At 41.9% G+C, this 12,099-nt stretch carries 10 protein-coding genes and 4 tRNA genes; 13 read left to right on the forward strand and 1 reads right to left on the reverse strand.

What is annotated here, in order from left to right; genetic code table 11:
* Window positions 1-141: 141 nt before the first annotated feature.
* The 3 genes from J8L73_RS18215 to J8L73_RS18225 all read left to right on the forward strand — a co-directional run bounded on the left by J8L73_RS18215 (window position 142) and on the right by J8L73_RS18225 (window position 3,792).
* Window positions 142-915: a YggN family protein gene (locus J8L73_RS18215; protein ID WP_211019203.1), complete on the forward strand. Its 774-nt coding sequence runs from the start codon at window positions 142-144 to the stop codon at window positions 913-915.
* 243 nt (window positions 916-1,158) lie between these two features.
* The gene (locus J8L73_RS18220) at window positions 1,159-3,168 is read left to right on the forward strand and encodes an alpha-amylase family protein (RefSeq protein ID WP_211019205.1); all 2,010 of its coding nucleotides are present in this window, start codon (window positions 1,159-1,161) and stop codon (window positions 3,166-3,168) included.
* A 177-nt stretch (window positions 3,169-3,345) separates the two neighbouring features.
* Window positions 3,346-3,792 (forward strand): DUF2147 domain-containing protein, encoded by a 447-nt coding sequence (locus J8L73_RS18225; protein ID WP_211019207.1) that lies wholly within the window; start codon window positions 3,346-3,348, stop codon window positions 3,790-3,792.
* Window positions 3,793-3,830: 38 nt separating this feature from the next.
* On the opposite strand, the gene fldB is transcribed toward J8L73_RS18225, so the two are convergent.
* The gene (gene fldB, locus J8L73_RS18230; protein WP_211019217.1) at window positions 3,831-4,352 is read right to left on the reverse strand and encodes a flavodoxin FldB; all 522 of its coding nucleotides are present in this window, start codon (window positions 4,350-4,352) and stop codon (window positions 3,831-3,833) included.
* A gap of 105 nt (window positions 4,353-4,457) precedes the next feature.
* On the opposite strand from fldB, the gene xerD reads away from it, so the two are divergent.
* The 10 genes from xerD to J8L73_RS18280 all read left to right on the forward strand — a co-directional run bounded on the left by xerD (window position 4,458) and on the right by J8L73_RS18280 (window position 11,968).
* Window positions 4,458-5,384 (forward strand): site-specific tyrosine recombinase XerD, encoded by a 927-nt coding sequence (xerD, locus tag J8L73_RS18235; protein WP_211019209.1) that lies wholly within the window; start codon window positions 4,458-4,460, stop codon window positions 5,382-5,384.
* 61 nt (window positions 5,385-5,445) lie between these two features.
* Window positions 5,446-6,174 carry a bifunctional protein-disulfide isomerase/oxidoreductase DsbC gene (gene dsbC / locus J8L73_RS18240; RefSeq protein WP_058549513.1) on the forward strand — a complete coding sequence of 243 codons (729 nt, stop codon included), beginning with the start codon at window positions 5,446-5,448 and terminating at the stop codon, window positions 6,172-6,174.
* Between the two features lie 78 nt (window positions 6,175-6,252).
* Window positions 6,253-7,974, forward strand: coding sequence for a single-stranded-DNA-specific exonuclease RecJ (gene recJ / locus J8L73_RS18245; RefSeq protein ID WP_211019211.1), 1,722 nt, complete (start codon window positions 6,253-6,255; stop codon window positions 7,972-7,974).
* A gap of 144 nt (window positions 7,975-8,118) precedes the next feature.
* Window positions 8,119-9,217 (forward strand): peptide chain release factor 2 gene (prfB, locus tag J8L73_RS18250; protein ID WP_211019213.1). Its coding sequence is split into 2 segments (ribosomal slippage): window positions 8,119-8,193 and window positions 8,195-9,217, totalling 1,098 coding nucleotides; the frame shifts between segments, so codons are not numbered across the junction.
* Window positions 9,218-9,243: 26 nt separating this feature from the next.
* Window positions 9,244-10,779, forward strand: coding sequence for a lysine--tRNA ligase (lysS, locus tag J8L73_RS18255; protein ID WP_211019215.1), 1,536 nt, complete (start codon window positions 9,244-9,246; stop codon window positions 10,777-10,779).
* Window positions 10,780-11,102: 323 nt separating this feature from the next.
* Window positions 11,103-11,285 carry a hypothetical protein gene (locus J8L73_RS18260; RefSeq protein ID WP_211000418.1) on the forward strand — a complete coding sequence of 61 codons (183 nt, stop codon included), beginning with the start codon at window positions 11,103-11,105 and terminating at the stop codon, window positions 11,283-11,285.
* Between the two features lie 128 nt (window positions 11,286-11,413).
* Window positions 11,414-11,506: transfer RNA gene (locus J8L73_RS18265), tRNA-Ser, on the forward strand.
* A gap of 36 nt (window positions 11,507-11,542) precedes the next feature.
* A tRNA-Arg gene (locus J8L73_RS18270) sits at window positions 11,543-11,619 on the forward strand.
* 149 nt (window positions 11,620-11,768) lie between these two features.
* A tRNA-Arg gene (locus J8L73_RS18275) sits at window positions 11,769-11,845 on the forward strand.
* Between the two features lie 46 nt (window positions 11,846-11,891).
* Window positions 11,892-11,968: transfer RNA gene (locus tag J8L73_RS18280), tRNA-Arg, on the forward strand.
* The last annotated feature ends 131 nt before the right edge of the window (window positions 11,969-12,099 follow it).

Genomic DNA, 12,099 nt, shown 5'->3' on the forward strand with positions numbered 1-12,099 from the left:
ATTAAGTTATAAAGCAAAACACCGAGTGTTTTTACGCTCGGTGTTTTACTGTGCTAGGGATAGATAGCTGTACTTTTACTTGCATAAAGTTGGTTTTTTGTTAACCTACTCGCCTTCCATTTTAGTCTTTTTGAGGTGTTTATGGCGTTTCTATCTCGTTCGATATTTGCGTTGTCCATGGCACTTTCAAGCTGCACTGTATTTGCTCAAGCCCAATGCGACGTTGAACTAAGTCACGGTTTAATTATAACTGACGATGTAATACGTATCCTCGACAAGGGCCAAACCCGCGTTCAAATTAATAACAATAACCAACTATTTATACGAGGTTACTGGGTTGATTTAAGTGATGACGAAAGCAAAGTACTTGAGCAATTTAGTAATGGCATTCGTCATACAGTACCTGAGCTGGTTAACCTTGCTACTGATGGTGTTAACTTAGGTTTAAGTGCTATTGAACACGTGGTGGAGGGGATGTCTGATAAAGAGCCAGAAGTACTTAAAACCCAGCTCCAGTACGTAGAACGCGCGCTAATGGACAAGTTTAAGCGCGGGGATGATTTCTTTTTTATTGCGCCTCAATCACTTTCACAAATAGATGACTTTTTTACTAAAGAAATAAGCCAACAAATTCATTCTGCAGTACATGGTTCGTTAGGGGCTATTTTGGTCTCTCTCGGTGATGCTTTTAAATCGCGTGAAGGTAACATTGAAGACCGTATTAACGATATGGGTCAGCGGATGGATATTATCTCTAAAGAGATTGATAAATCATTACAAAAAAAAGCACATCAGTTAGAGCTTAAAGCCTCTGAATACTGCGAGTGTTTAAATGCACTCGATATAACTGAATCTCGGCTGCAAGCCATTGTGCCTGGCATGGCTGATTTTGATTTAGTGCAAATTAAGTCTTAAAACGCGACTCTTAAATCCCAGTAAAACTTTTAGTATTAGAATTTTTTACCCTTCTGCAAAATCCTCCCTCTGACTATGGTTATTTATATTATTTAAATTTTTGATTATCTAATGATAAAGGATAATTTACCCATTATGCATACGTATTCAGTTTTTATTTAATCAATCCTCAGACTAGTGTTAACCACTTGTAAATAATGCCGAGCATGCAGTTTAGCTCGCTCAACACTTGGAACACACACTATGAAGCTGAATAAAATGATCACCACTGCCGGATTAAGCCTCGGTTTAACTTTACCAAGCTTAGTATCGGCTGCACCTACAACATTTGTGCATTTATTTGAATGGAACTGGCAAAATGTAGCCCAAGAATGCGAACAGTTTTTAGGGCCCAAAGGATACGCTGCTGTACAGGTATCGCCACCTAACGAGCATATTATAGGTAACCAATGGTGGACTCGCTATCAACCTGTGAGCTACCAACTGCAAAGCCGTGGCGGTAACCGCTCGCAGTTTATAGATATGGTTAATCGATGTAATGCGGCAGGTGTAGATATATACGTTGATACATTAATAAACCATATGGCCGCAGGCAGTGGTACTGGCACCGCAGGTAACACTTTTGGCAATAAGCAATATCCTATTTATAGCCCACAAGATTTTCACGAAAGCTGTTCAATAAATCCAGAAGATTACGGTAATAACCGTTACCGGGTTCAAAACTGTGAGCTAGTAGGGCTTGCCGATTTAAACACTTCTTCAAATTATGTACAAAATACGTTAGCGGCCTATATTAACGACCTTCAAGCAATTGGTGTTAAGGGTTTTAGGTTTGATGCTGCTAAGCATGTTGCTGCAAGTGATATTCAAAGTTTAATGGCAAAAATAAATGGCTCGCCAGTGGTGTTTCATGAGGTGATAGATCAAGGCACAGAAGCGGTAGATGCCTCAGAGTATTTAAGTACTGGCCTTGTTACCGAGTTTAAATACAGTACGCAGCTTGGTAATACCTTTAGAAACGGCTCGCTTGCGTGGCTAAGTAACTTTGGTGAAGGCTGGGGCTTTATGCCTAGTTCATCAGCAGTAGTATTTGTTGATAATCACGACAATCAGCGTGGGCATGGTGGGGCAGGTAATGTAATTACCTTTGAAGATGGGCGTTTATACGACCTAGCTAATGTATTTATGTTGGCGTATCCGTATGGGTACCCAAAAGTGATGTCGAGTTATGATTTTCATGGTGATACCGATGCGGGGGGGCCAAGTGTACCGGTGCACAATAATGGTAACCTAGAATGTTTTGCAAGTAACTGGAAGTGCGAGCATCGCTGGTCTTATATTGCTGGTGGTGTCGATTTTAGAAATAACACTGCCGACAATTGGGCAGTAACAAACTGGTGGGATAACACCAATAATCAGATTGCATTTGGCCGAGGTAGCTCAGGTCATATGGCAATTAATAAAGAAGACTCAACGCTTAATGCAACAATTCAAACAGATATGGCACCCGGTCAATATTGTAATGTATTAAAAGGTGAGCTTTCTGGTGATGCTACAAGCTGTAGTGGAGAGGTTATAACTGTTAATAGTAACGGTACTATTAAATTAAATGTGGCGCCTTGGGATGCCATAGCAATTCATAAAAACGCTAAACTAACGCAAGGCTCTCTCCCTAATAACGGGGCGGATTGGCAAAGAACCGTTGTTTTTATCAATGCACAAACACAAAGCGGGCAAGATATGTTTGTTCGCGGTGGAATAGGGCATGCTTATGCAAATACAAACCTTGCTAGAAACTGCCAAACGACAAATGTTGAATGTGCTATGCCAATTCGCCATAACAATCTAAAAAACAACACCACAACGCCTTGGAAAGCAAACGATAACTACCTAGATTGGTACGCAATTGAGCAAGGCCAAAGCAGTGAAGCGCAAGGCACTGCCATGGATTGGACTACAAATATATGGCCAAGTGAATATGGCGCCCAAAAATCGGTAACAGTAGATGGCTTTGGTATTACACCGCTTAATATATGGGGTGAGCACTACTGGATGCTTGATGTTGATATGGATTGCAGTAAAGCCGTTAACGGTTGGTTTGAACTAAAAGCATTTATAAAAAATGGCCAAGAGTGGGAGGGTGATATAAACCAAGCTAATACTCCATACGCTAGTACTAATCATGTAGCACAGTGCGGCAAAATTAATAGGTTTGAGTTTAACCGCTCAAGTGTAGAGATACGTGACTTTTAATTACGCACTTTAAACGCGTACGTTAAAAGTAAACTACTAGTCAATTTACAAACCAAGTGCGCTAAAGCGGGCTTGGTTTTTACTTTTTATGTACCTAATTAGCAATTTAATTTCATAGTGTGTTTATAAATCAGCTGGTATTATTGCTTTATTCGCCATTTTAATTAAGGCAACACTATGAAAAAGTTAAATAAACTATCTTTACTAAGTACACTCGCGGCGGCTTTATTTGTAAGCCAAGGTGCGTTTGCAAATATGAGCCCTGTAGGGCTTTGGAAAACCATTGATGAGGATACAAACGAAGCTAAATCGTACGTACGCATTACACAAAACAACAATGTACTAAGCGGCAAGGTAGACTCTATTTTAGACCCAGCTAAGCAAGATGGCATTTGTAAAGAGTGCGATGGCGCATTAAAAAATCAGCCTATTTTAGGTATGACCATTATTACGGATGTAAAACCTGAAGATGATGGCGTTTGGGGAGATGGCGAAATACTCGACCCTACCAATGGCAAAACTTACACTGTGCAGTTAACGCCGCAAAACGACGGTAAAACGTTAGAGGTTCGTGGCTACATTGGCTTTTTTTATCGAAATCAATACTGGGAACGCGTAGAGTAAATAATCAAAAGCGCAGCAAGAGCTGCGCTTAAATAGGTTTATAGTGTTTCGCTGTACTCGGTCATTACTTGCTCAACCCAGCTAGCAATGCGTTCATCGCTTAGCTCGTATTGGCTGTCTTCATCAAGCGCAAGTCCTACAAAGTATTTACCATCAGGGGTAAGTGCTTTTGAAGCTTCAAACTCGTAGTTTTCATCGTTTGGCCAAAAGCCAAGTTGCGTAAACGACTGGGTATTTATTTCATCGTGAAGCATACCAAGGGCGTCTTGAAACCACTGTCCGTAACCTTGCTGATCGCCCATGCCAAATAAAGCAATGGTTTTACCATTTAGGTTTACGTCGGCTATGTCGTCCCACTTAGACTCCCAGTCTTCTTGTATTTCGCCAAAATCCCATGTTGAAATACCAAAGATGATAAAGTCGTACTGCTCTGCATTTTTAAGTGGTTCGTCTTTAATATTGTGTAAGGTCACTACATCGGCGCCAATAATGTCGCGAATTTTTTCTGCTGCCATTTCTGTATAGCACGTAGTAGAGCCAAAAAATAAACCAATCTGCATCGTATTTATCACTGTGTAATTGCCTGTTATGATAGGGCGCAGTTTACCGTAAGGTATTTTTAATTGATACCTTCTACCGTGGTATTACCAACAAGAGATCACAACGTGACAACGCTACCAGACGATTTACCTGAACAAAATACCGAGCTAAGTAGCAATAGCGACTTTTTAGAAACCTTTTTAGATAGCTTGTATTTAGAGCAAGGTGTTAGCGAAAACACCCTAAGCGCGTACCGCAGCGATTTAGATAAGTTTTGCCAGTTTTTAAAAGGCGAAAATTTAATGACAGTAACCTGCCTAGATGTTGAAAGTTACCTAGCGCATCGGGTTGATTTAGGTTTAAAGCCGCGTAGTACCGCGCGCAGCATAAGTGCGTTAAAACGTTTTTATCAGTACTTTGTTCGTGAAAAAGTAATAGCCGACTCTCCTATGGTTAATATTGCCCAGCCAAAAGCGGGGCAGTCGTTACCTAAAACACTCTCGGAGGCTGAGGTTGAAGCATTATTAAATGCACCTAATATTGAAGACCCAATGGGGCTGCGCGATAAAGCCATGCTTGAGCTACTTTATGCTACGGGCTTGCGTGTAACCGAGCTTGTAGGGCTGCGTATGGAGCAAATAAATTTACGGCAGTCGGTTGTGTTTGTAAAAGGTAAGGGCAACAAAGAGCGCTTAGTGCCACTGGGCGAAGAGGCTATGTATTGGCTTGAGCAATTTTTAAAAGGTGGGCGCGCGCAAATGATAAAACACGCGACCGACTTTGTGTTTCCGTCAAAGCGTGGTGTAGGCATGACCCGACAAACTTTTTGGCATAGAATTAAACACTATGCTATTTTGGCATCAGTTGAGTCTCCGTTATCTCCGCATACTATGCGCCATGCTTTTGCTACGCATTTATTAAACCATGGGGCTGACTTACGTGTGGTACAAATGATGCTAGGACACAGCGACTTATCAACCACACAAATTTATACCCATGTTGCTAATGAACGGTTAAAATCGGTACACGCGCAGCATCATCCACGCGCTTAAGTTGAAATTTTTTATTACTAAGCCGGTCAGTTTATAAGTATTTTTAGGATAGAGAGAAGTTATGAAAAAATTAATGTTAGCAGGTGCCATGTTGTGCACAAGTATTAGTGCATTTGCAAATGGCGTTGCTGTAACTCCAAGTGCTGATGATCCTATTGTTACTAAATTTGCCACTTTAGGTGTAACGGTTAAGCAAATTAATCCAAGCCCAGTTGCCGGTTTAAAAGAGCTAATTACAAATAAAGGTGTACTTTACGCAAGCCCAGACGGGCAGTTTTTAATGCAAGGTACGCTAATCGATTTAAACAACCGTAGTAACTTAACAGAGCAAGCGCTAAATGGCGTACGTGTTGAAGGCGTTAAAGAATACGAAGATTCTATGATTGTTTATAAAGCGCCAAATGAGCAGCATCAAATTACCGTATTTACTGATATTAGCTGTGGTTACTGTCGTAAATTACACCGCGAACTAGACGACTTATTAGACGCAGGCATTACAGTGCGTTACTTAGCGTTTCCGCGTGGTGGCTTACAAGGTTCTGGTTATGCTGATTTAATGAATGTGTGGTGTGCACGCGATCAACAAGAAGCGCTTACAGAAGCTAAGTCGGGCGTAGATACTAAAGTCGTTGCAGGCTGTAGTGCACCGGTTGCAGAGCATTACCAACTAGGCCAAAGCTTTGGTATTAGCGGTACGCCAGCGATTGTATTAGAAGATGGTACAATGATCCCAGGTTACCAGCCAGCAGCCGCTTTAAAAGCAGCGCTTGAGGCAAACAAAGCGTCTTAATAAGGCGCTTACGTTGATTAAAAGGCCGTAATGGCCTTTTTTTGTCTTTTTATTTTGAATTTAAAAGTTAGCAATTGCATGAAAAAACTGATCATTGCGCGAGAAAACGTTGACGACTCACACCTACCGAGCAACTTACACCCCGTTATAAAACAAATATATGCCACGCGAAATGTAATTAATGCTGATGAGCTAAATAACAGTGCCGCTACACTTCACGACTTCAAACTCTTTAAAGACATAGACAAAGCAAGCGAGCTCTTAGTAAATGCGCTAAACGCGCAAAGTCGTATTTTAATTGTTGGCGATTTTGATGCCGATGGTGCAACGAGTACAGCTACCTTAATGCAAGGCCTTGAAATGTTTGGCTTTAAGCATTTAGATTACCTAATACCAGACCGGTTTAGCTTAGGCTATGGCTTAAGCCCTGCATTGGCTGAGCAAATAGTACAAATAAACCCTGAGCTGGTTATCACTGTAGATAACGGTATTTCGTGTATTGCCGGTATTGATATTTTAAAAGCGGTGGGTATAAAAGTGTTGGTAACAGATCATCACTTACAAGGTGAGCAACTCCCTAATGCTGATGCAATAGTTAACCCTAATAGGCACGAGTGTAACTTCCCGTCTAAATCAATAGCAGGCGTTGGTGTTGCCTTTTACTTACTTATTGCCCTTAGAAGCGTATTGCGCGAGCAAGGCTACTTTGAACAGCAACCACCGCCAAATTTAGCTAATCTACTCGATATAGTTGCACTGGGTACAGTGGCCGATGTGGTTGCGCTTGATGCAAATAACCGCACCTTGGTACATCAAGGTTTAGCGCGTATTCGAAGTGGTAATACTCGCCCGGGTATTACTGCACTTATTGAAGTAGCTAATCGAAATGCAGCGCGCTTAAGCGCAAGCGACTTTGGTTTTTCGCTAGCGCCGCGTTTAAATGCCGCAGGGCGATTAGATGATATGAGTTTGGGCATAGCGTGTTTGCTAAGTAACGATATAAACCAAGCAAGGCGCATTGCCGGTGAGCTTGATAGCTTAAACCATGCTAGGCGCGAAATAGAGCAGGGCATGCAAGCTGAGGCGCAAGCCGTACTTGATAGACTCGCCTTTAGTGACGATAACATCCCAGACGCTATTTGTTTATACCAAGATGACTGGCATCAGGGCGTTATTGGTATTTTGGCTGGCCGCTTAAAAGAAAAATACCACCGCCCAACCGTTATTTTTGCTGGTGGCGAAAACGGCGAAATAAAAGGTTCGTGCCGCTCTATTGAAGGGCTGCATATGCGTGATTTACTCGAAGGGCTAAATACCGCCGACCCACACTTAATTAATAAATTTGGTGGTCACGCAATGGCTGCTGGCTTGAGTATTAACGAGCAAAACTTTAACGACTTTAAAAAAGCGTTTGAGGCAGCGGTAACAGCTCAGCTTAGCGAAGAAAGCAAACGCTGTATTGTATTTACCGACGGCGAGCTGCCAAACGAATGCTTTACGATGGAGTTTGCTCAGCTGTTAAAGCAATCAGGCCCATGGGGACAGCAATTTCCAGAGCCGGTATTTGAGCATACCTTTGAAGTTATTCAGCAACGTATTGTAGGCGAAAAGCATTTAAAATTAGTGCTTAAACATCAATCAGGGCGATTAGTTGACGCCATTGCCTTTGGTATTGATGTAAAAGCATGGCCCGATACCGAAGCACGTTTTGTTAAAGTGGCGTATCAGCTCGACATAAACGAGTTTAGAGGTAAGTTTAGCTTGCAATTAATAGTAAGAGAGCTTGAAAAAGTGCATTAAAAAATATGCATAATGCTGGCACAAAAGGCTAATAAAACGCGTGGTTTTTTGTTAAAATCGGGCGTTTTTATCATTTGACGATAATTTATTGCGTAATTAGCTAATTTTAGCGCGCAATAATCTAGCCATTTTGGAGTAATGTACATGTTTGAAGTGAATCCTGTGATTAATCAAATCAAGGAAATTCGCGAACGTACTGAACTGCTTCGGGGGTACCTTTGACTACGCTCTTAAACAAGAACGCTTAGAAGAAGTAAACGCCGAACTTGAAGATTCAGCCGTATGGAATGAGCCTGAGCGTGCACAAGCACTTGGCCGAGAAAAATCAGCACTAGAGGCGGTTGTTGAAACAATCGATAACTTAGTGGCTGGCGCCGACGACGTTGAAGGATTGCTTGAGCTTGCAATAGAAGCTGAAGACGAAGACACCTTTGTTGAAGCGCAAACTGAGCTTGAAGGCTTAAATAAACAGCTTGAAGGTTTAGAGTTCCGCCGTATGTTTTCAGGTTCTCACGATTCAAACGACGCCTATCTCGATTTACAATCGGGTTCTGGCGGTACTGAAGCACAAGACTGGTGTAATATGCTACTGCGCATGTACTTACGCTGGGGCGAAGCTAAAGGCTTTAAAGTTGAGCTAGTAGAAGCGACTGATGGCGATGTAGCCGGTATTAAAGGCGCAACAGTGCGCTTTGTTGGCGAATACGCATACGGTTGGTTACGCACAGAAACAGGCGTGCACCGTTTAGTACGTAAAAGCCCGTTTGACTCAAGTGGCCGTCGTCATACCTCGTTTGCCTCTGCGTTTGTATACCCAGAAGTAGATGACAATATTGAAATTGATATTAATCCGTCAGATTTACGTATAGACGTTTACCGTGCATCGGGCGCGGGTGGTCAGCACGTAAATACCACCGAATCGGCAGTACGTATTACCCACGTACCTACCAACACGGTTGTACAGTGTCAAAACGAGCGTTCGCAACACAAAAATAAAGCCCAAGCAATGAAGCAGCTAAAAGCTAAATTATTTGAGCTTGAGCTTCAGCAGCAAAATGCTGAAAAGCAAACTCAAGAAGACGCAAAATCGGATATTGGCTGGGGTAGCCAAATTCGCTCTTACGTACTTGATGATGCACGTATTAAAGATTTACGAACTGGTGTTGAAAACCGTAATACGCAATCGGTACTTGACGGCAACCTAGACAAATTTATTGAAGCCAGCCTAAAATCTGGCCTATAACCACCAAGCTAAAAAAGAGCTAAAAAATGACTGATCAAATCCAAGACGAAAACAAGTTAATCGCTGAGCGTCGCGGCAAATTAGACGCTATTCGCGAAAATTGCCCAGCCAACGGTCATCCTAATCAGTTCCGTCGTGAACATTACACGGCTGATTTACAGGCTGAGTTTGGTGATAAGAGTAAAGAAGAATTAGTAGAGCTTCAGCATGTTGTATCAATTGCAGGACGTATTCTTGCTAAGCGTGGTCCTTTTATGGCCATTCAAGACATGAAAGGCCGTGTACAAGCTTACGCATCTAAAGATGTGCAAAAAGACTTAAAAGCAAAATATGGTCAACTAGATATTGGCGATATTATTGGTGTTAAAGGCGCACTTAATAAATCAGGTAAAGGCGATTTATACGTAGAAATGACCGAGTACGAACTACTTACTAAGTCACTACGCCCATTACCAGAGAAGTTTCATGGCTTATCAGATCAAGAAACTAAGTACCGCCAGCGTTATGTTGATTTAATTACTAACGAAGCAACGCGTGAAACGTTCCGTATTCGTTCACAAGTAGTTGAAGGCATTCGTCGCTTTTTAGCTGAGCGCGACTTTATGGAAGTAGAAACACCTATGCTACAGGTTATTCCTGGCGGTGCATCTGCGCGTCCGTTTGTGACTCACCATAACGCACTTGATATAGACATGTACTTACGTATAGCGCCTGAGCTTTACCTTAAGCGTTTAGTGGTAGGTGGTTTTGACCGCGTATTTGAAATTAACCGTAACTTCCGTAACGAAGGGTTATCAACGCGTCACAACCCAGAATTCACTATGATTGAGTTCTACCAAGCGTACGCTGATTACATCGACCTGATGAACATTACCGAAGACATGCTACGTACTGTTGCAACTAACGTATTGGGCAGCCCAATTGTTATTAATACAACAAAAGACGAAAACGGCGAAGTAACCGACTCAGTAGAGTACGACTTTGGCCAACCGTTTACACGTTTAAGCATGGCTGACGCTATCTTAAAGTATAACCCTGAGTTTGATGCTGCGGTATTTAACGACCCAGAAAACCACTTTGAAGAATTAAAAGCGTACGCTAAACAAGTGCACGTTAAAATTCCTGAAAACTGTGTATGGGGCCCAGGTAAGTTTTTATGTGAAATATTTGAAGAAACGGCTGAGCATATGCTTATCCAACCTACATTTATTACTGGCTACCCGTGGGAAGTATCGCCACTTGCTCGCCGTAACGATGAAAACCCATTTGTCACCGACCGTTTTGAGTTTTTTGTTGGTGGACGTGAGCTTGCAAATGGCTTCTCGGAGCTTAACGATGCACAAGATCAAGCTGAGCGCTTTACTCGCCAAGTTGAAGAGAAAGACGCAGGCGATGATGAAGCAATGCACTACGATGAAGACTACATACGCGCACTAGAGTACGGCTTACCGCCTACTGCTGGTGAAGGTATTGGCATTGACCGCTTAGTCATGTTATTTACTGATTCATCAACAATTAAAGATGTTATTTTGTTCCCGCATATGCGCCCGCAAGCTGATTAAGCTTTAGTAGAACAAAGTAAGTTAATAAACGCCGCTTAATAGCGGCGTTTTTTTTGCTTTGTTGATTGCGTTCTTTTGTTAACTTAGTACTTCAGTAAAGTTTAAATACAGCTATTACTGGTGCCAAAGTAAAATTCAGTTTGTAACTTTTATGTTTTTAATCGGCTTTTAGTATTATTTCTAGCAGTGATATAACTTTTCGTTATGGTTGTTTTTTAAACATATGTTGTATTTGTGTAAATTTTAGTTAAAATATGCACGAAATTTATACTACTAGGTTGTAGTGGTTTAATGTAGATTCTTAAAGGACTCAGAATAATAATATGAAAGATAATCGGGTCGATGATACACCGCAAGAGCATACTTCAGAGCAAGAGCGGGACGCTTATTACCGTGCTTGCATAGCTGAATTTCAACAATTAGGTTACCAAGAACAGTATTTAGCTGATCTAACTGATGAGTTAGTGCCAGTGCTTGGTGTTAATCCTACTGATAAAAACACATAAGCCGCTTAATTTTCAAACTAATTACACTTTAAAACTAAACATATGTGCAATCTATAACCATATAGACATATTTGGCAGAAAAGTGTTTGACATATTTTCTGAAATCTTTATTATACGCCCCACAAGACGGAGAGGTGTCCGAGTGGCCGAAGGAGCTCCCCTGCTAAGGGAGTATAGAGTTTGTAGCTCTATCGAGGGTTCGAATCCCTCCCTCTCCACCATTTCTTTTAATGGCGAGTCTTGTAAAAAGTAAAGATGGGCGCATAGCTCAGCTGGATAGAGTACCTGGCTACGAACCAGGCGGTCGGAGGTTCGAATCCTCCTGCGCCCACCACTCTTTACACACTCTACTTAGAGTATAAACAAGTTAAAGTGTTTGGTTTATAACCAAATCGGTCGGAGGTTCATTCTTATAAGATACGTCCTGCTTCCAGCACTTTTTACACACTCTGCTTAGAGTTAAAACAAGCAAAAAATAAAAGTGGGCGCATAGCTCAGCTGGATAGAGTACCTGGCTACGAACCAGGCGGTCGGAGGTTCGAATCCTCCTGCGCCCACCACTTTTACACACTCTGCTTAGAGTATAAACAAGTAAAAAATGAAAGTGGGCGCATAGCTCAGCTGGATAGAGTACCTGGCTACGAACCAGGCGGTCGGAGGTTCGAATCCTCCTGCGCCCACCACTTTCATACATAAGCCGACATTAAGTCGGTTTTTTTGTATCTGAAATAAAGTAAATATGGGAAAGTAGCAAGCTACGAACCAAGCAGTCGGAGGTTCACTCTTAGAAGATACGTCCTTCGGAGGTTCAGTC

Source organism: Pseudoalteromonas sp. MMG006, from assembly GCF_018101025.1.
In the GTDB taxonomy this organism is placed as follows: Bacteria; Pseudomonadota; Gammaproteobacteria; order Enterobacterales; family Alteromonadaceae; genus Pseudoalteromonas.